We start from the raw sequence: 24,843 nt of genomic DNA, 5'->3' as shown, positions 1-24,843 counted from the left end.
TACAAAAATAACAATCCAGGAGACACACCATGAGTGTGATCATTGCCTTGGCAGCCCTCACGCTGTTGATGGTGGCTGCTTACCGTGGCTACAGCGTTATCCTCTTTGCCCCGATCGCCGCCCTCGGCGCCGTCCTGCTCACCGACCCTTCCGCCGTTGCCCCAGTCTTCACCGGGGTGTTCATGGAAAAAATGGTCGGCTTCGTCAAACTGTATTTCCCGGTGTTCCTGCTCGGTGCCGTATTCGGCAAGCTGATCGAGTTGTCGGGCTTCTCCCGCTCCATCGTCGCAGCGGCCATTCGCTTGCTCGGCACTCGCCAGGCAATGCTGGTGATCGTGCTGGTCTGCGCACTGCTCACTTACGGCGGCGTGTCGCTGTTTGTGGTGGTGTTTGCGGTCTACCCGTTTGCCGCCGAGATGTTCCGTCAGAGCAATATTCCCAAGCGCCTGATCCCGGCGACCATCGCCCTCGGCGCGTTCTCGTTCACCATGGATGCCCTGCCCGGCACCCCACAGATCCAGAACATCATCCCCAGCACCTTCTTCAACACCACCGCCTGGGCGGCACCGTGGCTGGGTGTGATCGGCACGATTTTCGTGTTCTGCGCCGGCATGCTGTTCCTTCAGCGCCAGCGCAACAAGGCCCAGCGCACGGGTGAAGGTTATGGTTCGGAGCTGCGCAACGAACCGGAAACCGCGCCGGACATCAAGCTGCCCAACCCGTGGATCGCGCTCTCCCCGCTGTTGATGGTGGGCCTGATGAACCTGCTGTTCACCCGCTGGATTCCGCTGTGGTACGGCAAGACTCACAGCCTCTCGTTGCCAGGCATGGCAGCACCGGTGACCACCGACATCGCCAAACTGACGGCGATCTGGGCGGTCCAGGCGGCCTTGCTGGTGGGCATCGTCATGGTGCTGGTGTTCGCCTTTCAGACGATTCGCGGCAAGTTGGCCGAAGGCAGTAAAAGTGCGGTCAGCGGCGCACTGCTGGCGGCGATGAACACCGCGTCGGAATACGGTTTCGGTGCAGTAATCGCCTCGCTGCCGGGTTTCCTGGTGCTGTCCGGCTGGCTCAAAAGCATTCCCGACCCGCTGGTCAACGAAGCGATTACCGTGACCCTGCTGGCCGGCATCACCGGTTCGGCGTCGGGCGGCATGAGCATTGCCCTGGCGGCGATGTCCGAGACGTTCATCAGCGCCGCCCACGCCGCCAATATTCCGCTGGAAGTGCTGCACCGGGTCGCCGCGATGGCCAGTGGCGGCATGGACACTTTGCCGCACAACGGCGCGGTGATTACTTTGCTGGCGGTTACCGGTTTGACCCACCGCGAGGCCTACAAAGACATTTTCTGTATTACGCTGATCAAGACACTCGCTGTTTTTGTGGTGATCGGCACTTTCTACGCCACTGGCATTGTGTGAGGTATTCATGACGACTCTTTCGGGCAAGACCGCACTGGTCACCGGTTCCACCAGCGGCATCGGTCTGGGAATCGCCCTGAGCCTGGCCAAGGCTGGCGCCAACCTGATCCTCAACGGTTTCGGCGATGCGTCTTCAGTGGTTGCTGAAATCGAAAAATTCGGCGGCAAAGTCGGCCATCACCCCGCCGACGTCAGCGACCCGGCGCAGATCGCCGAGATGATTGAATACGCCGAGCGTGAGTTCGGCGGCGTGGATATCCTGGTCAACAACGCGGGCATTCAGCATGTGGCGTCGGTGGAAGATTTTCCGGTGGAGCGCTGGGATTCGATCATGGCGATCAACCTGTCGTCGGTGTTTCACAGCACCCGTTTGAGCTTGCCGGGGATGCGCGCCAAAGGCTGGGGACGGATCGTCAACATCGCTTCTGTGCATGGCCAGGTCGGTTCGGTGGGCAAGGCGGCGTACGTTGCGGCCAAGCATGGCGTAATCGGCCTGACCAAAGTGGTCGGTCTGGAAACCGCTACGACAAACGTCACCTGCAACGCCATCTGTCCGGGTTGGGTGCTGACGCCGCTGGTGCAAAAGCAGATCGATGATCGCGCCGCAACCGGGATCGACCCGCAGCAGGCGCAACATGATTTGCTGGCCGAAAAGCAGCCGTCGCTGGAATTCGTGACACCGCCGCAACTGGGTGAGTTGGTGCTGTTTTTATGCAGCGAAGCCGGTAGCCAGGTGCGTGGCGCAGCGTGGAATATTGATGGCGGGTGGTTGGCGCAGTAACCCTGTGGCGAGGGAGCTTGCTCCCGTTCGGCTGCGAAGCAGTCGTAATTAGGTTTTGGGACAGCTGCGCTGTCCAGCGGGAGCAAGCTCCCTCGCCACAAAAGCCTGTGTTATGCATAAATAAGAAGAGGCCAAGCCATGTCCGACATCCTCTGGCAACCCGGCACCGAGCGCATCGGCAAGACCCGCATGGAGGCCTTCCGGCGCTTCGTCAATCAGCGACACTCCCTTGAAATCACCGACTACCCTGCCCTGCACCAGTGGAGCATCGATCAGCGGGAAGCTTTCTGGCAGGCCATTGTCGATTTCTTCGACATCCGTTTTCACGATCAGCCGGATGCGGTGCTGATAGAAGGCGCACAAATGCCCAGCGCCCAGTGGTTCCCCGGCGCCACGCTGAACTTCGCCGAACACCTGCTGCGCCGTCGCGACGATGCCGTGGCGGTAGTGGCCATCGGCGAAAACGGCCAACGGGAACAACTGACCTGGGCCGAACTGGCGAGCCATGTCGCCGGCTTTCAAAACGGCCTGATAGCCGCCGGTGTCGGCCTCGGCGACCGCGTGGCCGCGTGCATGCCGAACACCTGGCAAACCCTGGTGGCCATGCTCGCCACCACTAGTCTGGGTGCGATCTGGTCCTGTTCTTCACCCGACTTCGGTACCCACGGGGTGATCGACCGTTTCGGCCAGATCGAGCCGAAAGTACTAATCACCTGCGCCGGTTACCGCTACGCCGGAAAAGAAATCGACCAGACCGACAAGGTCAATGAAATCCTCGGGCAACTGCCGTCCTTGCAGCAGTTGATCGTTGTGCCTTACGCGCGACCCCAGGCACGCATCGAAGACTTCCGCAGCCAAGCCAGCATGACGCTATGGGGCGATTTCTACGACCCGGGCGGCGAGCCGCAATTCGTTCCCGTGCCCTTCGCTCATCCGCTGTACATCCTTTATTCCAGTGGCACTACCGGCGTGCCGAAGTGCATTGTTCACAGCACCGGCGGCGTGCTGCTGCAACACGTCAAGGAACATGGTCTGCACACCGATCTCGGCCCTGGCGACCGCTTGTTCTACTACACAACGTGCGGCTGGATGATGTGGAACTGGCTGGTCTCGGCCCTGGCAGTCGACAGCGCCGTGGTGCTTTACGACGGCTCGCCGTTTCATCCAGGCCCGGAGCGCTTGATCGATCTGATCGACGACGAACGCATCAACGTCTTCGGCACCAGTCCCAAGTTCCTCACCGCGCTGGAAAGCAACGGCGTGAATCCTTGCGAAAGTCATGACCTGAGCAGTCTCAAAACCGTGCTGTCCACCGGTTCCGCGCTGTCGCCGCAAAGCTTCGATTACGTCTACCGCGCGTTCAAGTCCGACCTGTGCCTGTCCTCGATGTCTGGCGGCACCGACATCGTGTCGTGCTTTGTGATTGGTAACCCGGTCCTGCCGGTGCGCCGTGGCGAGATGCAGTGCAAGAGCCTGGGCATGGCGGTGGAAGTCTGGAACGACGCAGGTACGCCTGTGATCGGTGAAAAAGGCGAGCTGGTGTGCACCCGACATTTTCCGGCGATGCCCATCGAGCTGTGGCATGACCCTGACGGGGAGAAACTGCGAAAGTCCTATTTCAGCCTGTTCCCCGGCGTCTGGGCTCAGGGCGATTACGCCGAAGAATTGCCCCATGGCGGCATGCTGATCCACGGTCGATCGGATGCGGTGCTCAACCCCGGCGGCGTGCGCATCGGCACGGCGGAAATCTATCGTCAGGTGGAGAAAGTCCCGCAGGTGCTGGACAGTGTTGCCATCGGTCAGCAATGGCAGGATGACGTGCGGGTGGTGCTGTTCGTGAAACTGCGCGACGGCGTTGAGCTGGACGACGCGCTGCAACAACAGATTCGCCAAGTCATCCGCGCCAACACTACGCCACGGCATGTGCCGGCGAAGATAGTTGCGGTGACGGACATTCCACGGACTATCAGCGGCAAGGTGGTCGAGCTAGCGGTGAGGAATGTGGTGCATGGCCAGAAAGTGAAAAACACCGATGCACTGGCCAATCCCGAGGCGCTGGAACAGTTTCGTGACCGCTCTGAATTGAACGATTGAAACACGCCACCCCTAACTGGACGACTGAAATGCGACTCCTGTAGGAGCTGCCGAAGGCTGCGATCTTTTGATCTTTAGCGATTCGTCTGACGCCAAAGTCAAAAGATCGCAGCCTGCGCCAGCTCCTACCGGGTATGCGTCAGTCCATTAATTCCCATTGAGTATGCGTCAGTCCACTAATCCCCACTCACCCGGCGGTGTATGGGGCCCGGGCGTAGCCTCAGCGTGCATTTTCAGCCGCAGGCGCAAGTTGTTCACCGAGTCCGCATGTTTCAACGCCTCTGCCTCATCGATCGCGCCCTCGGCAAACAGCTCGAACAGCGCCCCATCAAACGTCTGCATCCCCGCCTCAGAAGACTTCTCCATGATCCCCTTGAGCTCGGAAAATTCGTTGCGCCGGATCAGGTCGCCGATGGTCGGCGTTCCCAGCATGATCTCCACCGCCGCCCGGCGCTGCCCATCGCGGGTACGCACCAAACGCTGGGAAACAAAGGCCTTGAGGTTATTACCCAAGTCATGGAGCAGTTGCGTCCGGCGTTCTTCGGGGAAGAAGTTGATCACCCGGTCCAGCGCCTGATTGGCGTTGTGCGCATGCAAAGTGGAAATTACCAGATGACCGGTATCGGCAAACGCCAGCGCGTGCTCCATAGTCTCGCGATCGCGAATTTCGCCGATCAGCACCACGTCCGGCGCCTGACGCAGGGTGTTTTTCAACGCAGCATGGAAACTGCGGGTGTCTACGCCGACCTCACGCTGGTTGATGATCGACTTCTTGTGCCGATGGATAAACTCGACCGGGTCTTCGATGGTGATGATATGGCCGCTGCTGTGGCGATTGCGGTAATCGATCAGTGCCGCCAGCGATGTCGACTTGCCCGAGCCGGTCGAACCGACGAACAATATCAGCCCTTGTTTGAGCATCACGGTTTCGAGCAGTACCGGCGGCAGTTTGAGGTCTTCGAAGCGTGGAATGTCGAGTTTGATGTTGCGCGCCACGATGGACACATCGTTGCGCTGCTTGAAGATATTGAGCCGAAAGCGCCCGACCCCGGCCAGGGAAAGCGCCAGGTTCATTTCCAGTTCGCGATCGAACTCCAGGCGCTGTTCGGCGTCCATGATGGACGCCGCGATGGCCGCGATTTCTCCGGGCTTGAATGGTTGCTCGGCCAAGGCTTTGAGCACACCGTCAAATTTCGCGCTGGGTGGCGCGCCGGTGGACAGGTAAAGATCGGAGCCATTGCGGCTGGCCAGAATTTGCAACAGTGCATCGATTTCCATGGCAAAAAGCACCCGCGAAGCATTCAATTGAAAAAATGACCCAAAACGGGTCATCCAGCGTCTACCGCCCTGCAAGGATAGTAGACGCAGCCACACCGACTGACGCGCAGGACATTGTAATGAACGCACCACCGACCGCCAGCGACGCCCAAGCCTTGATTGCTCGACTGGACTGGACAAACAATCCGCTGGGCGCCGCCGAGCACTGGCCACAGAGCCTGCGCACCGCCGTGGACATTGTGATTCACTCGCCAATGCCGATGCTGTTGCTGTGGGGCCCGCAGCTTACGCAGATCTACAACGACGGCTTCGCCTTCCTCGCCGGCAGCAAGCACCCATACGCTTTCGGACAACCGACGCACCAGATCTGGCCAGAACTGAAAGACTTCACCGACCCGATTTACAGCGCCGTCCTACAGGGCCAGGTGCGGACCTACAGCGAACAGCGCTTTACCTTGCAGCGCGACGGTCAGGATTCCGACTTCTGGCTGGATTTGACCTACAGCCCCATTCGCAATGAAAGCGCCGAGGTCGCCGGGATTCTGGTCACGGCCATCGAAACCAACGAACGCCGCCGCATCGCCCTGGAACTCGAACAACGCTCCGCCGCGAGCCTCAAGGCCCAGCAGGAAACCGAGCAGCGCCTACAATTGGCGCTGGCCGCCACCGATGCGGTCGGCACCTGGGACTGGGACATCGGCGAAGACCGTTTCATCGCCGATGCCCACTTCGCCCAATTGCATGGCATCAATCCGGCCATGGCCAGCCAGTTGCCCATCAGCGAATACCTCCACGGCGTGCACCCGGAAGACCGCGCCATGATTGCCCGCAGCATCAAGCACTGCATCACCCATGGCAGCGAGTACGCCGAGGAATATCGCTTGCTGCAGCCCGACGGCCAATTGCGCTGGGTGTTTGCCCGCGGCCGCTGCTACAAGGACCATCATGGCCGGCCGATCCGTTTCCTTGGCGCAGCACTCGATCTGACGGAACGCAAACACATCGAACAGGCCTTGCGCCAGAGCCAGACCGAGCTGCAACTGATCATCAACGCCATGCCGATCCTGATCAGTTATGTCGACAGCGAGGAGCGCTTTCGACTGAACAATGCCGCCTATCTGGAATGGTACGGCCTGACGCCCCAAGAGCTTTACGGCCGCACCATCCGCGAAGTGCTGGGCGACGAAGCCTATGCCTCGCGCGCCGAATACATTGCCGAGGCGCTGAAAGGCAAGGCCTGCAGTTTCAGCATCAGCGCCGCGCACCGCGACGGCAGCCCCCGTCAGGCCTTGATGAACTACCTGCCCCGTCATGGCCCGGACGGCGCGGCAAATGGTTTTTACATCTTCGTAATCGACGAAACCGAGCGCAAACAGACCGAAGAAGCCCTGCGCAATCTCAACGAAACCCTTGAAGAACGCGTCAGCGCCCGCACTCAACAATTGGCCGAAGCCAACCAGCGACTGCAGAACGAGATGTTCGAACGCGAGCGCGCCGAAGACGCCTTGCGGCACGCGCAGAAAATGGAAGCGGTGGGACAACTCACCGGCGGCATCGCCCATGACTTCAACAACATGCTCACCGGGATTATTGGCAGCCTCGATCTGATGCAACGCTACATTGCCGACGGGCGTGCCGCCGAGATCGGTCGCTTCACCGAAGCCGCGGTGTCCTCGGCCCACCGCGCGGCCGCCCTGACCCATCGCCTGCTGGCGTTCTCCCGGCGTCAGTCGCTGGATCGCAAGCCGCTGAATGCCAACCATCTGGTGCATTCCCTGGAAGATTTGTTCCGCCGCACCAAGGGCGACCATATCGAGCTCAAAATGCAATTGGCCGATGAAGTCTGGCCGGTCAGTACTGACGTCAGTCAACTGGAAAATGCCTTGCTCAACCTCGTCATCAATGCCCGGGATGCGATGCCCGAAAGTGGCGAGCTGCTGATCGAAACTGCTAACGTTCACCTCGACGGCAGCGACATCACCCCCCTGGAACCGGTCAGGGCCGGGGATTACCTGATGATTGCCGTCAGCGACAACGGCACGGGCATGACCCCGTCAGTGCTGGCCAAGGCTTTCGATCCGTTCTTCACCACCAAACCCATCGGTCAGGGCACCGGTCTTGGGCTGTCGATGATCTATGGCTTCGCCCAGCAGTCGGGCGGGCACGTCAGTCTTCACAGCCTGCCGGGCCAGGGCACCAGCGTTCGCCTGTATTTGCCACGGCTGCACGTCGCGGTGCCGGAACTTACTTTGATGCCGCTCACCGGTGAAACACCGGCAGCAGTTGCCGGTGAAACCGTGGTGTTGGTGGAAGACGATCCGGCGGTGCGCATGCTGGTGCTCGACCTGCTTAATGAGTTGGGTTATCACGCCCATGAAGCCGAAGACGCGAAAGCCGCCCTGCCCTTGCTGGAATCCGACTTGCGGGTCGATCTGCTGGTGACCGATGTCGGGCTGCCGGGCATGAACGGTCGGCAACTGGCGGAAATCGCGCGTCAACATCGCCCGGGTCTGAAGGTACTGTTCATGACCGGTTATGCGGAAAAAGCCGCCGAACGCCAGGGTTTCCTGGAGGAAGGCATGGACATGGTGGCCAAACCCTTTTCCATTGACCTGCTGGCCAACAAGATTCGCACGATGATCGGCCAAGCGGACTGAGTTAAGGCATAATCGCGCGCCCCACGCTGGCACCAACATAGCCACCACCGTTGCAAGGTACTGCCAATGAAAGCCCAAGCCCGCCATATTCTGGTGAAAACCTCGGAAGAAGCCGAGCAGCTAAAACAACGCATCGCCAAGGGCGAAGCCTTCGATGTGCTGGCCAAGAAATACTCCACGTGCCCGTCCGGAAAACGCGGCGGCGACCTGGGCGAAGTGCGGCCCGGGCAGATGGTCGGCGTGATCGATGCGGTGATCTTCAAAAAACCGCTGCGGGTGGTGCATGGGCCGATCAAGAGCAAGTTTGGTTATCACCTGGTGCAGGTGTTTTACCGGGATTGATCGGTTGGCTTCAGGGCCTCATCGCGGGCAAGTCGGATCGCCGCACCGCCGCTCCCACAGGGGTTGTGAATTGCCATAGATTGCAACCACACCAAAAAACCTGTGGGAGTGGTGATGTGACTGCAATCGTGGGTAACTCACAAATCCCTGTGGGAGCGGTGATGTGACTGCAATCGTGGGCAACTCACAAATCCCTGTGGGAGTGCTGATGTGACTGCAATCGTGGGCAACTCACAAATCCCTGTGGGAGTGGTGATGTGACTGCAATCGTGGGCAACTCACAAATCCCTGTGGGAGTGGTGATGTGACTGCAATCGTGGGCAACTCACAAATCCCTGTGGGAGCGGGCTTGCCCGCGATCCGGTTGCGCAGCAAGCGGCCATCCGCTTACCTTGGGATCAACGCCCCGGGCACCTGAATCACCCGACTCGCCAACCGATGCCCGGCCTCGGCAGCCTCAACCGGGCTACCGCCCTTAAGCCGACAAGCCAAATACGCCGCGCTGAACGAATCCCCCGCCGCCGTGGTGTCCACTACCCGTTCGACCACCTGCGCCGGCACTTCGAACGACTCCCCGTCACAACGAATCAGACACGCCTCGGCGCCGCGCTTGAGCACCACTTCCGGCGTGCCCATTTGCTCGTAAGCAGCAAACACCGCCGCGCAATCGGAAAAGTGGAACAGCGCCTGCTCGTCGTCAACCGTCAGCAACGCCAGGTCGATATAGGGTAGAACGCTGCGATAAGCCGCCCGAGCCTCTTCAATCGACGCCCACAACCGTGGCCGGTAGTTGTTGTCGAACACGATCCGCGCATCCCGCTGCCGGGCTTCGATCAGGGTTTCCAGAAGTTTTTCCCGCCCCTGCACACCGAGCACCGCCAGGGTGATGCCGCTGAAATACAACACGTCGTAATCCGGCAGCGCCGCCAGAATCGGCGCGGCGGCCGGTGTGGTAAAGCAATCTCGCACTGCCGCTTCGTTGCGCCAGTAGAGAAAACGCCGCTCGCCGGCCGCATCGGTCTGGATGCAATACAGACCGGGCAAGCGACCGGGCAAACGCTGGACCATGTCCAGGCCAATGTTTTCGCTGGCCCAGCTCTGGCACATCGCGTCGCTGAAACTGTCATCGCCCAGGGCGGTGACGTAATCCACCGTGCCGCCATCGCCCAGTTCGCGGGCCAGGTAGACCGCGGTGTTCAAGGTATCGCCGCCGAAACTTTGTTGCAGCGTGCCATCGGCGCGCTGCTGCAATTCGATCATGCATTCGCCGATCAGGGCGATGCGCGGGGTGTTGGGGCCAAGTGGGCTGATGCTGCTCATCGTTGTGGGGTCTCTGGTATTGCGATGTTGTTTGGTAGGCCGTCATCGCGGGCAAGCCCGCTCCCACAGGGTTGTGAATTGCCACAGATTGCAGCCACACCAAAATACCTGTGGGAGCGGGCTTGCCCGCGATGGCGGCACCTCGGTCTGGAACCTTAAAAACAGGTTTCCATGGTCTCTATCACCTGCAACTGCTCATCCACCAAACACCCAATGCGCCACTTGTCGAACGTCAAACACGGGTGCGAAGTACCGAACGAAATGATATCCCCCACCCGCAACTCAACCCCCGGCGCCACGGTCATGAACGCATGCTGGTCCATCACCGCCGTCACTTTGCAGGCACTCACATCATCGCCGACTGCTGGCACCACACCGGCCTTGTAACGCAGCAACGGCACCGGCAAACCGGCGTCGTAGGCAACGTCGCGTTTGCCTAGGGCGATCACCGCAAAACCGGGTTCCGGCAACGACTGCACATGCGCCCATACTTCCAGCGCCGGGCGCAAACCTTCGTGCAGGTCGCTGCGACGGTCGAGCACGCAGCATTGTGCTTCTTTGTAGATGCCATGGTCGTGGGCCACGTAACTGCCGGGGCGCAGCACGCTGAGGAAACGCCCACCGGCGTTCTGCGCTTCGAAGGACTCGGCGATCAGGTCGTACCAGGCCGAACCCGACGCCGTGATGATCGGTTTGGCAATGGCGAACGCACCGCTGTCCTGCAACTGCACCGCCAGACGCACCAGAGAATCGGCGAACTCACGGATCCCGCTCACCGCGTGATCGCCGTGAATCACCCCTTCGTAACCCTCGATGCCGGTCAATGCCAGCGCCGGTTGAGCCGCGATCGCCTTGGCCAGCGCAAGTACTTCGGCTTCGGTACGGCAACCGCAACGACCGCCGACCACGCCGTACTCGATCATCACGTTCAGCCGCACACCGCGCGAGGCGAAATACGCGCCGAGGTCCGCGACGTTATCCGGGTGATCGACCATGCAATAGAAATCGAAGGTCGGGTCTGCCAACAGATCGGCGATCAGCGCCATGTTCGGCGCGCCGACCAATTGGTTGGCCATCAGCACCCGATGCACGCCATGGGCGTAAGCCGCGCGGGTTTGCGTGGCGCTGGCCAGGGTGATGCCCCAGGCACCGGCGTCCAGTTGGCGACGAAACAGCGCCGGGGTCATGCTGGTTTTACCGTGCGGCGCCAGTTCCGCGCCGCTGTTGCTGACGAAGTCCTGCATCCAGCGAATGTTGTGTTCCAGCGCTTCGCGGTGCAGCACCAGCGCCGGCAGGCTGACGTCGCGCACAAGATTGGCGCCTGTGTGGGCAAAGCCCTTTTCCACGGCGGCAGTATTTTTGGCAGAAGACATGGTCGAACTCCTCACACTCGCGGCCGCAGGCAGCCGCTGTTATTCGTTGATACGCCGGGCGAGACTGTTGGCGCTGTCGATCAGTACCCGGCGATAGTCGTTGTAATTGTTCTTCGCATCGGCCCGTGGGGCGACGATGCACAGGGTCGCGATGGCCACGCCGTTCGGGTCTTTGACCGGGGCGGCGAAGCAATGGGTAAAGGTGTCGGCAACGCTATCGAAGGAAAAGAACCCATCGATACCGGCCTGGCGGATCTCCTCGATAAACCGCTCCAGCGGCAGACGTTCGCCATCGGGCAGGATGAAGTCGTCGGGGTCGATCAAATCGACGATCTGCTGATCGCTCAGGTGCGCCAGCAGCAAGCGCCCGGAAGCGGTCCAGGGGATCGGCGCGTTCTCGCCGATGTCCGAGGAAATGCGGAAATGTCGCTCGCCCTCTTTCATCAACGCCACGGTGTATTTGCGCCCGTTGAGCAGGCACATCTGCGCGGTTTCACGGGTCTGGCTGACGATCTCTTGCAAGGCAAGATCGGCCTCGCGGGTCAAGTCGAAGTGGCGCAAATGCGCCTGCCCGAGAAAGTACAGCTGACGACCGAGGTAAACGTGACCGTCCTTGCCCACAGGTTCAAGAATGCGCCGTTCCAACAAGGACGCGACCAGTTCGTAGACCGTGGATTTCGGGCTGCCGATGCCGCTGGCGATTTCATTCGGGCGCAGGGGCTGGCCGATTTCCTTGAGGAAATCGAGAATGTCGAACGCCCGGTCCAGACCGCGAGCCCGGCGCTTGATGGTGTCTTCGGTCATGTCAGTGGTTCCCATTAATATGCCGGGAGTTTACCCAGGGTGCTGCGGCGACTGTTAGGCCGCCATCGCGGGCAAGCCACGCTCCCACAGGGTTCTATGTGCCGCCACAGATTGCAGACACACCTTCCATCCCTGTGGGAGCGGGCTTGCCCGCGATGGGCGCGCCTCGGTTCAGGCCTTTTTCTTGTACGCGACACAGTCAATCTCAACCTTGCAATCGACCATCATGTTCGCCTGTACGCAAGCCCTCGCCGGTGCGTGTTCGCTTTTGAAGTACTCGGAAAACACCTTGTTGAAACTCCAGAAATCCCGTGGATCTTCCAGCCACACGCCGGTACGGACCACGTCTTCCAGACCGTAACCGGCCTCCTCCAGAATCGCGATCAGGTTTTTCATGGTCTGGTGAGTCTGCTCGACAATGCCGCCCACAATGATTTCGCCATCCAGCGCCGGCACCTGGCCGGACACGTGCAGCCAGCCATCGGCTTCGACGGCGCGGGCGAAAGGACGGGGCTGGCCGCCACCGGCGGTGCTGCCGGTGCCGTAACGAGTAATGCTCATGGGTGTTTCTCCTGATTGAAAAAGTTAAAAGCGAGTGTTCTTGAGAAATTCCGCCAGACGCGGCGATTGCGGGCGTTCGAACAGTTCCTTGGGTGGCCCCTGCTCTTCGATCCGCCCCTGATTCATGAACACGATCTTGTCCGACACCTCAAAGGCAAAACGCATTTCGTGGGTCACTAGCAGCATGGTCATGCCGTCTTCGGCCAGACCCTTGATCACGTTCAGCACTTCACCCACCAGCTCCGGGTCGAGGGCCGAGGTGACCTCATCGAACAGCATCAGGCTCGGGTTCATCGCAATCGCCCGGGCAATCGCCACGCGCTGTTGCTGGCCGCCAGACAACTGACCGGGGTAATGGTCGCGGCGCTCCAGCAGTCCAACCCGCTCCAGCCATTTTTCCGCCAGCGCCACGGCTTCATCCTTGTGCAGCTTTTTGACCTTGAGCAACCCGAGGGTGACGTTCTGCAACGCGGTGAGGTGCGGGAACAGATTGAATTGCTGGAACGCCATGCCGGTCATCGCTCGATGGCGGGCGATGACTTTTTCTGCATGACGCACGCGCTTGCCGTTGACCTCGTGATAGCCGATGGATTCGCCATCGAGCAGAATCTGCCCGCCCTGGAACTCTTCGAGCATGTTCACGCAGCGCAGCAGTGTGGTCTTGCCCGAGCCGCTGGAACCGATCAGCGTGACCACGTTGCCGCGCTGCATGGTCAGGTCGACGCCTTTGAGCACTTCGAGCTGGCCGTATTGTTTGTGCAGGCCACGGATGTCCAGCAGCGCTTGATCCTGTGTCGAAACTTGAGCTTGTGTCATGGCAAGGCCACCCGCTTTTCAATGTGCCGGCCGAGTAATTCGATGGCGTAATTGATGATGAAAAAGAGCAAACCGGCGAACAGGTAAAACTCCAGGGTCATGAACGTCCGGGCGATGATCTGCTGGGTGCTGAGCAGCAATTCGGCAACGCCGATCACCGACAACAGCGTCGAGGCCTTGACGATCTCGGTGGACGAGTTGACCCAGGTCGGCAGAATCTGCCGCAATGCCTGGGGCAACAACACGTAGCCCAGCGCCTGGTAAAACGTCAGGCCGATGGCCTTGCTCGCTTCCATCTGGCCACTCGGCAACGCCTGCAATGCACCGCGCACAATCTCGGCGACGTGGGAGCCGCAAAACAGCGTCAGACCCAAGGTGCCGGCCCCGAATGCGCTGATTTGCCAGCCCAGTGCCGGCGCCATGTAGAAACAGGCCAACACCAATACAAACACTGGCGTGCCGCGAATGATGTCGACGTAAAACCGGAACGGCGCGCGCATCCAGAACGTGCCATAGGTGAGCACCAGACCTGCAACGATGCCGACCAGCGTGCCCAACAAAATCGCCAGCGCCGAGCACTGCACACTGGTCAGAAAGCCCTGCCACAGGACGTCCCGCGCCACCCATAACTCATGCAACCAACTGGGGGATTCGTACATGGGGGGCCTCCTATCGGCGAATCGCCAGACGCTGTTCGAGGTAACGCAGCATCATGGCAATGAGGTAACAGGCCGCAACATAGAGCGCTGTGGTCACCAGCCAGGTTTCAATCACCCGGTAGCTCTCGACATTGATCTTGCGCGCGTAATAGGTCAGCTCCGGCACGGCGATCGCCGCCGCCAGCGAGGTGTCCTTGAACAGCGAAATGAAGTTGTTCGACAGGGCCGGCAGCACGTTGCGCAGCATCACCGGCACGGTGATGTACGCCTTGACCTGCCACTCACCGAGCCCGATGGCCAGGCCAGCTTCACGTAGCCCCTTGGGAATGCTCAACAATCCGCCGCGAAACACTTCGGTCAGGTACGCCCCGGCATACAGCGACAGGGTGATGATGAACGACGGGATCTTGTCCAGACGAATGCCAAGGCTCGGTAACGCGAAGTAGATCAACAGAATCAACACCAGAATCGGCGTATTACGGATCACCGTCACATACACCGACGCCAGCACCCGCAATGCGCGATGCTTTGACAGCAACGCAAACGCCATCAGCAGGCCGATCACGCAGCCGATGGCGATCGACACCAGCGCCAGCTCAAGGCCCAGACCGAGCCCCGCCAGCAAGGTGTCGAAGTCGCGCCAGACGGCGGCAAAATTCAACTGATAGTTCATGGTCAGCAGTACCTTGAGCGGGGCGATTTAAAACCGCCCCGCTCCTCATTCAAAAATTGGAAACGTCGCGAGCGAAGGAAAGACAAGGCGAAAACAGACGAGAAAGCGGAGTTGACTTTAGTCAATGAGCATTTCGAGTCTGTTTTCAACGCAGTATTTCTGAGCGCAGCAGTTTTCATTTGAATTCGACGGGGAAACCGATCGTAGGTGTCGGCAGGTCTACACCGAACCACTGCTTGAACGACGCCGCGTAAGTCGGGAACTCAACGCCAGTCATGGCTTCATGCAGCACGGTATTGACGAAGTTCAACCAGTCCTGATCGCCGCGTTTGACCGCGCATGCGTAAGTCTGCGGACTCCAGGCATAGGCCGGGCTGCGATAACGACCAGCGTTCTGCACCATCAGGTATTTCACCGACGACTGATCGGTGGCCGCCGCATCGGCACGGCCGGAGTTCACCGCCTGATACATCAAATCCACGCTGTCGTACTGATCGACCTTGGCCTTGGGCAACGCCTGATGCACCAGCTCTTCGGCGTACACGTTCTGCAGCACCGCCACGATCACACCGTCACCGGCAGCTTTCAGGTCGTCGATTTCCTTGTACTTGCTGTTGGCCGGCAACAACAGGCCCACGCCTTCGCGGTAGTACGGCAGGGTGAACGCCACTTGCTGGGCGCGGCTGGCGGTCACGGTGATGAACTGGCAACTCATGTCGACCTTGTCGGTCAGCAGATTCGGAATCCGCGCATCGGACGACTGCACCACGAACTCGACCTTGCTCGGATCGTTGAACAACCCTTTGGCCACCATCCGCGCGATATCAATATCAAAACCCTGCAACTTGCCATCCGCTCCCTGGAAGTGCCACGGCGCATTGGTGCTGCCCGTACCCACGATCAACTTCCCACGGGCCAGCACGCTGTCGAGCTTGCTGTCTGCCGCTTGGGCGACACCCATGACAGCGGCCGAAGCCGCGAGAACGAAAACACACGCTTTAAACAACGAAGGTCGGCGATGCATGGCAAGCACTCCAGAGTCATGTTTATTCCGCTATACCGGAAACAGGTATGTAACAACGGAATAGACAGCAGAAAGTGTGCCACAGGTAGTGAGCGGAATCTCGGGGGAATTGAAAAGTGTTTTGAATCAGCCGGATGCGCGTTAGCGCGAGGAAGGTGTTACGAAATGGACAATGGAATGAACGCTACCGTTGGCCACAACGCTCGAGTATTTGCACCACATCTGAAGCCATAGCGATTCAAAATGAAGCAGAGCCCTACCTGTAATTTCTGACAGTAGACTCACCGCCTCCTCTCCTTTACCGTCAATAAGCCTCGATGCCCGTGTGAAAAGGGAGATTTCAATGAACTCGATCATCACCCACGTACAGTCCCCCTCGGACTACCGCAAAGCCCTTAAAACCTGGCGCCCGGTGATCCTGTATTTCGGCCACCCGAGCTGTTATGCCTGCGAAATGGCCGGACCGATTTTCCTGTCCATTGCGCAGACGTATGTGGAACACGCACACATTTACATGCTCAGCACCCACGTATCCCCCCGGCATCCGGAAGTGACCGGCACCCCCACGGTGCTGTTTTATAAAGATGGAAAATTGCTGGAGAAACTCAAAGGCTTTGGTAGCAAGCAGACGCTGAGCGAGGTGTTTGCCAAGCACGTCACTAAACGACGTCCAAAACCTGTCGCACGGGCCGCATGCCACGATTTACCTTGGCTGCATCGCACACTCCATACCCTTTGCACTCCGTCACGTGCGCGTAAACTTTTGAATCGCAGGCTTTTCCTGGGCGCTATCAGCAGATAGCATGTAGCCACTAGCCCACCATTCTGGCGGACAAAATAGGGAAGTTTTACATGAGTGCGATCGGCAATTTTCTCTGGTTCATCCTCGGCGGCGTCATCATGGGCCTGAGTTGGTGGCTGTTGGGTGCAGTCGCGTTCCTGACTATCGTCGGTATCCCATGGGGTCGCGCGTGCTTTGTAATCGGCACGTTCTCGTTTTTCCCGTTTGGTAAGGAAGCGGTCAACCGCAAAGACCTGTCGAACAAGGAGGACCTGGGCACCAGCGGCCTGGGCGTAGTCGGCAACGTGATCTGGTTTTTGTTCGCCGGTATCTGGTTGGCCATCGGTCACGTGATCTCGGCCTTGATGTGTTTCATCACTATCATCGGCATCCCGTTCGGTATCCAGCATTTGAAACTGGCCAGCATCGCCCTGGCGCCGATTGGCAAGACCATCGTCAGCAAAGAGGTGGCCGCCGCGTCGCGCAAACTCAACGCAGAAGAACTCGCTATGAAACTGCGTCAGCCAAGCTGATCGCTTGTCCGGGAGGCCAGCTCTGGGCCTCCCGGTTCGGTAAAAGGCAATTAAAGCTCAACACAAAATGAACAACCATCTCCTTCCAGGCATGAGTCCTTATTGACTGGAAATCACTTCCAGAACTATTGCTTGGAAAAGGCCGGTTTCACCGGGGTGCAGATTCACGCTGCGCACGGTTACCTGATCAACCAGGAATCACCGGGCTGTTTATCGTCCGGCAAAGCGCAGCCGTGACAGCATGCGCAAATCCCCCTGGAGGTAATAGTCATCGGTCCAGCTGTCATCCGGAGCCAACGGCCGGACCTGCTTGAGTTGCAGTTTTTTTGCGAAGTAGCGGAACCGGTAATGCTCGTAAAAGCGCAGCAGTTCCAGCCCGTAACGATCGGCCAGGTCGGTGTCGCCACGGATGATCAGGTAGTTCTCGTCATTGCCGTTGCTGGCTGCGGCGCTTAGGTTGTGGCTGCCACTGATGATGGTCGGTGTGTCGGTGGTGAAGTCGACGACGATGGCTTTGGTGTGCACCAGCAGGTTGCCCTTCTGGCCTTTCATGTTTTCCTTGAGCCAGCCTTCCAGGCCCGTATTGAGCAGCGCGGTGGCGGCAAATTGGGCGGTGCGGTCGGCGTGGAAACCGGTGATGCTGCTAACGGTGTTTTGCAAGCCGTAACGCAAGATGTCGTCGTGGGGCTGGCCGAGCAAGGCGTTGAGTATTTCGTCCGGCAAGGTGAACGCCGTGACAAACAGCAGGTCTTTTTTGGCGGCATTGATGACCTCGACAAATTCACGCAAGTCGCCCTGACCCGTGCGCGGTGAGAACCCTGCGAACAGCGCCTGGTCCGACTGCATCGGATTGTTTTCCGTGAGCCATTCCCGGGTGGCGCCGACGTCCGCCGGTGTGGACCAGACTTGCTCGAAGGTTTGCAGGTAACTGGCGCCGATTCGGGCGTCGTCCAGCACATGCACAACGTTAGCCTGACGATAAACACCGTTAGCTGTGAAGTTGGTACTGCCGCAGAGCACCGCTTCGGGCTGAGGGTGCCCCGCTGCATCGAGCCGACTCAGGACCATGAATTTGTTGTGGAAAATGTTGTGGGTGACTCGCCCGCGTTTGTTCGCCGCCGGGATTTTTTCCAGGCTGGCTTCGTTCAGCGCAGTGGTGTCTTCGTCCGGTTGGGCATGGTACAGAACCCGAACCTTTACGCCGCGCTGGAAAGCGGCATTCACCGCATCGACGATCACTTTCAACTGATATTCATAGATCGCGATGTCCAGCGCCCATTGGCCATCCTCGGCCCGTTCGATGAACCCCAGCAAGCGTGCGAGCAGACCGTTTTCCAGCCATTGCCGTGGGGCGTAGGGCCATTCTTCGATGGGCAGTTTCTTGTTGACGCTGAGCAGCGCATCAACGTCGGCGAACTTACGCTGGAAAGCCTGACTGGCGGCCACCGCCCGATTGAAAATGACGTTTTGGCCTTTGGGCAGGCCATTGTCGGTGCTGATCGTCACTTCCAGAAACTCACCCAACTGCGGCGCATCGGCGGTGCCGTAGGCCAGGTGAATCCGATAATGGATCGTCACGCCCGGATTGACTGCGTAATCGGCCCAACGAAACTTCTGCAACGGCGCGGTATCGCTGGGGGTGGCGTGAAACTGGGGGAATGTATGAGCCTTGCCGGGGAAGGTCAGGCTGTTGAACAGAAACAGCCAGGGTTTGCTGCCTTGCTGCTTTTCGATGGCGAAACCCAGCAGGCCTTTGCGGCGGGGTTCGGCCACGTCGATCGCCAGCAACACGCCGTTGGTGCCAGCGTAGGCTTTGACGCGAAAATCGTCTTGATCGTTGCGGGCTAGAACGCGCATGGGTCACTCCTGTGATGGCTTGCTTACAGCAGCATAGGGCAGCGATGTGGGGTCGCCGTGATTATCCGATACCCAAGTGATGCCATCGCGAGCAGGCTCGCTCCCACAGGAGAACGCATTCCAATGTGAGGAGCGAGCCTGCTCGCGATGGGGTCAATACTGTCAGTACAGAACTCAACCTGAAATCAGCTCATCGATATGTCGATAATCAACCTGCAACTGCGCTGCCAACACCTTTGCCCGGCCAAGATGAATCGGGCCGCGCTCAATGTCGATCAGCAACCCCGGACACTCCAGCGCCGGCAACGTTGACCACTCCTTCACCCGTCCATCCGTCACCAGCAACAGCCGTTGCTGCTCTGCCGGAAAGCGCTTTTGCCGTGCCGCCAGCCAGTGCCCTGCTTCACCCAGCGCCGCCAGCATCGGCGTTCCGCCGCCGGCACCGAGTCCGTCGAGCCAGTCACGCAAGCCAGCCGAGGCTTTCAACCCTTGCACCTGCCACTTCGGCACATGGCCGCTGGCGGTCAGCAAAGCCAAGCGCGCACGCTGTCGATAGGCATCGTCGAACAGTTGCGCCAGCAAACCCTTGGCATCGCTCAACGCGTGATGGCGCCGGGTCGAGGCCGAGGCGTCGACAATCACCAGCCATAATTCATGAGGACTGCGGGTGCGCAGGTGAAACAGCACATCGTCGCGTTGACGCGGTCGGCCATTAAGCAAGGTGCCGGGCCAATTGATCGATCCGCTCAGGGCTGCGTGACGCTTGCCCTGTTTACCGTGATCCAGTCGTCCTGCGCGGGGTCTGGCATTCGCCCCCGCGTCTGATCGAGGGCGAATGCCTAGGGCTTTTTTGGCCAGCTCGGCACTTCACGTCGAGCGCCGACCGGCAGCGCCTGGGCGGGCATTTCGCCCCACTGGCCCTGACCTTCGCTGGGGTTGGGATTCTGGTTAGAGGGCGGCTGTGGGGCCTGGGATTGTTGCGGCATTGGAGGCGAGTGTTCGCGACGACGATGACGCAAGGCAAACTCGGCGACCGCGTCGATATCTTCTTCGCCAATGGCATTCGCTCCGCGCCAGGCCGCATGAGCCCGAGCAGCACGCAACCAGACCAGATCGGCCCGCAGACCATCGACGCCAGCAGCAAAGCAACGCTCGGTGATTTGCGCCAGCGCGGCATCGTCGAGGGGAATGTTCGCCAGTGCCGAGCGCCCCTTTTGACAACGCTCGCGCAGTGCGTGTTGCTGGCTTTCCCACTCGGCGCAGAACCCTTGCGGGTCGCTGTCGAAATCCAGTCGACGACGGATGATCTGACCACGCTCGGCAGGTGCGGTGTGGCCACTGAGGGCGACGTTCAGGCCAAAGCGGTCGAGCAATTGCGGACGCAATTCGCCCTCTTCCGGGTTCATGGTGCCGATCAGCACAAACTTCGCCGAATGCCGATGGGAAATCCCGTCGCGCTCGATCAGGTTGGTGCCACTGGCGGCCACGTCGAGCAGCAAGTCCACGAGGTGATCGGGCAGCAGATTGACTTCATCGACATACAACACGCCGCCGTCGGCCTTGGCCAGTACGCCGGGGGAAAACTGTGCGCGCCCCTCGCTCAGGGCCGCGTCTAGGTCGAGGGTGCCGACCAGCCGTTCTTCGGTGGCGCCTAGCGGTAAGGTGACGAATTGACCGCTGGCCAACAAGTCCGCCAAGCCTCGGGCCAGGGTGGATTTGGCCATGCCGCGCGGGCCCTCGATCAGCACGCCACCGATTTTCGGGTCGATGGCGGTCAGGTACAGCGCGAGCTTCAAGTCATCGGCGCCGACCACGGCGGAGAGCGGGAAATGGGGGGTGTCGGTCATTTACATATCTCAGTCATGGTCGGTGGCAGGCACACCTTGTACCTGTGGGAGCGTGGCTTGCCTGCGAAGGCGCCCGCTCAGTCGAAATCAATGTTGATTGTTAGGGCCTCTTCGCGGGCAAGCCACGCTCCCACAGGTTAGCGGTGCCACAGATTTAGCCGTCTTCTTCTATATCCAGCAACAAATTCTCCAGCGCCTCGCGGTACTCGCCCGGTTCTTTCCACATCCCCCGCTGCTGCGCCTCGAGCATGCGCTCGGTCATGTCGCGCAGGGCATGGGGATTGTGTTCGCGGACAAACTCCCGGGTCGCCGGATCAAGCAAATAGGCGTCCGCCAGCAACGCATACTGGTGGTCGTCGATCAACTGCGTGGTGGCGTCGAACGCAAACAGGTTATCGACCGTTGCCGCCAGTTCGAACGCGCCTTTGTAGCCATGACGCTTGACCCCGTCGATCCATTTCGGATTGGCCGCCCGGGAACGAATCACCCGGTTCAGCTCTTCCTTCAAGGTGCGAATCTTGGGCAAGTCTGGTTGACTGTGGTCGCCGTGATAACTGGCCGCCGCTTCACCACTGAGGCTTTCGACAGCCGCCAGCATGCCACCCTGGAACTGGTAATAATCGTTGGAATCGAGCAAGTCGTGCTCGCGGTTGTCCTGGTTTTGCAGCACTGCCTGCACCTGGCTCAGACGCTGGGCGAATTGTTCGCGGGCGGCGGTGCCTTCGTCGGAGCCACCATAAGCATAGCCACCCCAATTCAGGTAAATCTCGGCCAGGTCTTCGCGGCTTTGCCACAAGCGACCGTCGATGGCGCCCTGCACGCCCGCGCCGTAAGCACCCGGTTTGGCCCCGAAGATGCGCCAGCCGGCCTGCCGCCGAGCCGCTTCTTCATCGAGACCGGATTCCAGCAGCGCTTTGCGCTCGGCACGAACCTTGGCCGCCAACGGGTTGAGATCGTCCGGTTCATCCAGCGCGGCAACCGCTTGCACGGCGGCGTCGAACAGCCGGATCAGGTTGGCAAAGGCATCGCGGAAAAATCCGGAAACGCGCAAGGTCACATCCACCCGTGGGCGGTCCAGCAGGCTCAACGGCAGAATCTCGAAGTCGTCGACACGCTGGCTGCCAGTGGCCCAAACCGGGCGCACGCCCATCAGCGCCATGGCCTGGGCAATGTCGTCGCCACCGGTGCGCATGGTCGCGGTGCCCCAGACCGACAGGCCGAGCTGCCGCAGGTGATCGCCGTGGTCCTGCAAGTGCCGCTCAAGAATCAGGTTCGCGGACTGGAAGCCGATGCGCCACGCGGTGGTGGTCGGCAGGTTGCGCACGTCCACCGAATAGAAATTGCGCCCGGTGGGCAGCACGTCCAGCCGGCCGCGACTCGGTGCGCCGCTAGGCCCCGCCGGGACGAATCGACCGCTGAGGGCGTCGAGCAAGCCGCGCATTTCTGCCGGGCCGCAGGCGTCCAGGCGTGGTGCGACCACTTCGCGCAGGCTCTCAAGGATGGCGCTGACGTCAGCCCACGCAAGACCCTGTGGGAGCGCGCTTGCCCGCGATAGCGGTGGGTCAGATAAATCAATGTCGACTGACACGCCGCCTTCGCGGGCAAGCCCGCTCCCACAGGGGTCGTGGTGGGCTTGAGATGGGTTCAGTGTCAGCAAGATCAGTTCAGCGGCAAATAGCTCCAGTCGCTCGCGGGTATCGCCCGCTGTGCGCCATAGATCATCGCTGACCGACAACAGGGCATCCGGACGCAGCCCGACCCAAGGCTCAACCAACGCGCAATCCAGCGGATCGAAGCCCAATTCAAACGCCTTGGCCAATGCCCGCAACAAGCTCGATTGCGCCCCACGGCCATCGCCGCGAGGAATGCGCAGCAAAGCCAATAAGGTGTCGATGCGCAACCGCCCGACCGGCGATTCGCCAAACACGTGCAGGCCATCGCGGATCTGCGACTCCTTCAAGTCGCACAGGTACGTGTCCAGACGCGGCAACCAGATCGCCGCATCGGCATCGCTGTCGAGCTTTTCGTCCAGTTGCAGTTCACGGTCGATGTGCGTGTCGCGCACTAATTGCAGAATGTCGCGTTGCAGTTCCCGGGCGCGGCGCGGATCGAGCAATTGCGCTTCGTAATATTCGTCGGCCAACAATTCGAGATTGCGCAGCGGACCGTAGGTTTCGGCGCGGGTCAGTGGCGGCATCAGGTGATCGATAATCACCGCTTGGGTGCGACGCTTGGCTTGGGCGCCCTCGCCCGGGTCGTTGACGATGAATGGATAGATGTTCGGCAGCGGTCCGAGCAATGCGTCCGGCCAGCAGTTTTCCGACAGCCCGACGCCCTTGCCCGGCAGCCATTCGAGGTTGCCGTGCTTGCCGACGTGGATCACGCCGTGGGCGCCGTAGGTGTTGCGCAACCAGAAGTAGAAAGCGAGATAGCCGTGGGGCGGCACCAGGTCCGGATCGTGATACACCGCGCTCGGGTCCACCTGATAACCCCGGGCCGGTTGGATGCCGACGAAAGTCAGGCCGAAGCGCAGACCGGCAATCATCATTCGTCCGCCACGGAACATTGGATCGTTTTCGGGGGCGCCCCAGCGCTCCAGCACGGCTTGGCGATTGGCCTCTGGCAGCGCGTTGAACATCAGGTTGTAATCGTCCAGCGCGAGGCTTTGATGACAGGGACGCTGGTCGAGGGTATCGAGGTCGTTGCTGACGCCGCCGAGCAATTGCTGGATCAACGCGGTGCCGCTGTCCGGCAACTCGGCCGGCAGCGGATAACCTTCGGCGTGCAGGGCACGAAGGATATTCAGTGCGGCGGCCGGTGTATCGAGACCCACGCCATTACCGATACGCCCATCGCGAGTCGGGTAATTGGCGAGGATCAGGGCGATGCGTTTTTCGCCATTGGGCACTCGCGCCAGATCGATCCAGCGCCGCGCCAGTTCAGCGACAAAATCCATGCGCTCAGGTGCAGGCCGGTAGCAAACCACATCGGACTGACTGCGCTCGCTGCGCCAGGCCAGGTCCTTGAAACTGATCGGCCGGCTGATGATTCGCCCGTCCAGCTCCGGCAATGCAATGTGCATTGCCAGATCGCGGGGACCGAGGCCCTGTTCGCTGGCGCGCCAGCCGGGTTCGTTGTCTTGGGCGCAGATCGCCTGAATCACCGGAATGTTGCGGCGAAACGGCCGCAGGTGCGGTGCTTCGGGGCTGGACTGGGCGAAACCGGTGGTGTTGAGAATCACCCCCGCCTCGACTTCATCCAGCAAGTCCTCGACCACCGTCAGGCAGCCGGGTTCTTTCAAACTGGCCAGCGCAATCGGCAACGGATTCAACCCCGCCGCCTGCAAACGCTGGCAGAAAATATCGATGAAACCAGTGTTCGCCGCCTGCAAGTGCGAGCGATAAAACAGCACCGCCGCCACCGGCCGATCAGCTTGCCAGTCGGCTTGCCAATCCTTCAGTTCAGCGGGGCTTTTTTGCGGATGGTAAATCGCCGTGCGTGGCAGGGTTTGCGGCTCGGACCAGGGGTAGTCGCGGCCCAGCCAACGACTGGCGAGGCAGCGAAACAGGTCGAGCGCGTTGGCCATGCCGCCCTGACGCAGGAAGTGCCAGAGCCGATCGCGCTCTTGCGCGGTTACGGTGCTCAGGTCACTGAGTTCCGGGTCCGGGCGATCATCCCCCGGCACCAGAATCAGCTGCACGCCGCGCTCGGACAATTCCACCAGACGCTCGATGCCGTAACGCCAATAGGCGATGCCGCCGTGCAGCGAGATCAGAATCACCTTGGCGTGGCGCAGCACTTCGTCGACGTAGAGATCGACCGAGGCGTGATTCTGCACCTGCATCGGGTTGGCCAGGCGCACGCTCGGGTAATCGTCGGGTAACTGCTGCGCCGCTTCGGCGAGCAACGCCAGGCTGGAATCGCCGCTGCACAGGATCACCAGCTCGGCGGGGGTTTGTCCAAGGTCGGCAATGTTGTCATCCGACACGAAACCGCCGGGCTGGGTCCTGAGCAGGTGCATG

The 24,843-nt window shown here is 60.3% G+C and carries 20 protein-coding genes; 7 read left to right on the top strand and 13 right to left on the bottom strand.

Translation table 11 applies throughout. The features are described 5' to 3' along the window. Nucleotides 1-29 precede the first annotated feature (29 nt). From AB3226_RS26555 to AB3226_RS26545, 3 genes are all read left to right on the top strand, one after another. Nucleotides 30-1,421: a GntP family permease gene (locus AB3226_RS26555; protein WP_367375281.1), complete on the top strand. Its 1,392-nt coding sequence runs from the start codon at nt 30-32 to the stop codon at nt 1,419-1,421. A 7-nt stretch (nt 1,422-1,428) separates the two neighbouring features. Next, a complete protein-coding gene (hbdH, locus tag AB3226_RS26550) occupies nt 1,429-2,202 on the top strand; it encodes a 3-hydroxybutyrate dehydrogenase (RefSeq protein WP_367375280.1) in 774 nt (257 codons plus the stop codon). A 138-nt stretch (nt 2,203-2,340) separates the two neighbouring features. Beyond that, entirely contained in the window at nt 2,341-4,296 is a 1,956-nt protein-coding gene (locus AB3226_RS26545) for an acetoacetate--CoA ligase (protein ID WP_367375279.1), read from the top strand. A gap of 168 nt (nt 4,297-4,464) precedes the next feature. Here AB3226_RS26545 and AB3226_RS26540 read toward each other — a convergent pair whose 3' ends face one another. Continuing rightward, the gene (locus tag AB3226_RS26540) at nt 4,465-5,574 is read right to left on the bottom strand and encodes a PilT/PilU family type 4a pilus ATPase (protein WP_367375278.1); all 1,110 of its coding nucleotides are present in this window, start codon (nt 5,572-5,574) and stop codon (nt 4,465-4,467) included. Nucleotides 5,575-5,693: 119 nt separating this feature from the next. Here AB3226_RS26540 and AB3226_RS26535 point away from each other — a divergent pair, with 119 nt between their 5' ends. Further along, nucleotides 5,694-8,231 carry a PAS domain-containing protein gene (locus AB3226_RS26535; RefSeq protein ID WP_367375277.1) on the top strand — a complete coding sequence of 846 codons (2,538 nt, stop codon included), beginning with the start codon at nt 5,694-5,696 and terminating at the stop codon, nt 8,229-8,231. A gap of 66 nt (nt 8,232-8,297) precedes the next feature. Further along, nucleotides 8,298-8,573 carry a peptidylprolyl isomerase gene (locus tag AB3226_RS26530; protein WP_007898282.1) on the top strand — a complete coding sequence of 92 codons (276 nt, stop codon included), beginning with the start codon at nt 8,298-8,300 and terminating at the stop codon, nt 8,571-8,573. 387 nt (nt 8,574-8,960) lie between these two features. On the opposite strand, the gene AB3226_RS26525 is transcribed toward AB3226_RS26530, so the two are convergent. The 8 genes from AB3226_RS26525 to AB3226_RS26490 form a co-directional block, all read right to left on the bottom strand. Next, nucleotides 8,961-9,893, bottom strand: coding sequence for a sugar kinase (locus AB3226_RS26525; RefSeq protein ID WP_367375276.1), 933 nt, complete (start codon nt 9,891-9,893; stop codon nt 8,961-8,963). Between the two features lie 155 nt (nt 9,894-10,048). After that, on the bottom strand, nt 10,049-11,266 hold the full coding sequence (locus AB3226_RS26520; RefSeq protein WP_367375275.1) for an amino acid deaminase: 1,218 nt from the start codon (nt 11,264-11,266) through the stop codon (nt 10,049-10,051). A gap of 39 nt (nt 11,267-11,305) precedes the next feature. After that, a complete protein-coding gene (locus AB3226_RS26515) occupies nt 11,306-12,070 on the bottom strand; it encodes an IclR family transcriptional regulator (RefSeq protein WP_367375274.1) in 765 nt (254 codons plus the stop codon). A 171-nt stretch (nt 12,071-12,241) separates the two neighbouring features. Then, nucleotides 12,242-12,631: a RidA family protein gene (locus AB3226_RS26510; RefSeq protein ID WP_038982964.1), complete on the bottom strand. Its 390-nt coding sequence runs from the start codon at nt 12,629-12,631 to the stop codon at nt 12,242-12,244. A gap of 24 nt (nt 12,632-12,655) precedes the next feature. Further along, a complete protein-coding gene (locus AB3226_RS26505; RefSeq protein ID WP_050681225.1) occupies nt 12,656-13,447 on the bottom strand; it encodes an amino acid ABC transporter ATP-binding protein in 792 nt (263 codons plus the stop codon). Beyond that, entirely contained in the window at nt 13,444-14,106 is a 663-nt protein-coding gene (locus AB3226_RS26500) for an amino acid ABC transporter permease (protein WP_052964342.1), read from the bottom strand. The genes AB3226_RS26505 and AB3226_RS26500 overlap by 4 nt, the downstream gene beginning before the upstream one ends. A gap of 10 nt (nt 14,107-14,116) precedes the next feature. Beyond that, a complete protein-coding gene (locus tag AB3226_RS26495) occupies nt 14,117-14,779 on the bottom strand; it encodes an amino acid ABC transporter permease (protein ID WP_105341167.1) in 663 nt (220 codons plus the stop codon). Nucleotides 14,780-14,954: 175 nt separating this feature from the next. Further along, nucleotides 14,955-15,803 carry a transporter substrate-binding domain-containing protein gene (locus AB3226_RS26490; RefSeq protein WP_367375273.1) on the bottom strand — a complete coding sequence of 283 codons (849 nt, stop codon included), beginning with the start codon at nt 15,801-15,803 and terminating at the stop codon, nt 14,955-14,957. Between the two features lie 343 nt (nt 15,804-16,146). On the opposite strand from AB3226_RS26490, the gene AB3226_RS26485 reads away from it, so the two are divergent. Continuing rightward, entirely contained in the window at nt 16,147-16,605 is a 459-nt protein-coding gene (locus AB3226_RS26485; RefSeq protein WP_367375272.1) for a thioredoxin family protein, read from the top strand. Nucleotides 16,606-16,655: 50 nt separating this feature from the next. After that, nucleotides 16,656-17,117, top strand: a complete 462-nt coding sequence (locus AB3226_RS26480; RefSeq protein ID WP_367375271.1) for a YccF domain-containing protein — start codon at nt 16,656-16,658, stop codon at nt 17,115-17,117. A gap of 210 nt (nt 17,118-17,327) precedes the next feature. Here AB3226_RS26480 and AB3226_RS26475 read toward each other — a convergent pair whose 3' ends face one another. The 4 genes from AB3226_RS26475 to cobN form a co-directional block, all read right to left on the bottom strand. Beyond that, a complete protein-coding gene (locus tag AB3226_RS26475; RefSeq protein WP_367375270.1) occupies nt 17,328-18,974 on the bottom strand; it encodes a phospholipase D-like domain-containing protein in 1,647 nt (548 codons plus the stop codon). A gap of 174 nt (nt 18,975-19,148) precedes the next feature. Then, entirely contained in the window at nt 19,149-19,694 is a 546-nt protein-coding gene (locus tag AB3226_RS26470; protein WP_367375269.1) for a VWA domain-containing protein, read from the bottom strand. 119 nt (nt 19,695-19,813) lie between these two features. Continuing rightward, entirely contained in the window at nt 19,814-20,821 is a 1,008-nt protein-coding gene (locus AB3226_RS26465; RefSeq protein WP_367375268.1) for an ATP-binding protein, read from the bottom strand. Between the two features lie 154 nt (nt 20,822-20,975). Beyond that, nucleotides 20,976-24,842 (bottom strand): cobaltochelatase subunit CobN, encoded by a 3,867-nt coding sequence (gene cobN, locus AB3226_RS26460; RefSeq protein WP_367375267.1) that lies wholly within the window; start codon nt 24,840-24,842, stop codon nt 20,976-20,978. Between the last annotated feature and the right edge of the window lies 1 nt (nt 24,843).

Origin of the sequence: Pseudomonas lini, assembly GCF_964063345.1 — a bacterium.
Classification (GTDB): domain Bacteria; phylum Pseudomonadota; class Gammaproteobacteria; order Pseudomonadales; family Pseudomonadaceae; genus Aquipseudomonas; species Aquipseudomonas lini_B.
The sequence above is the reverse complement of the archived record's forward strand: the minus strand, read 5'-3'. Positions and strand labels throughout refer to the sequence as shown.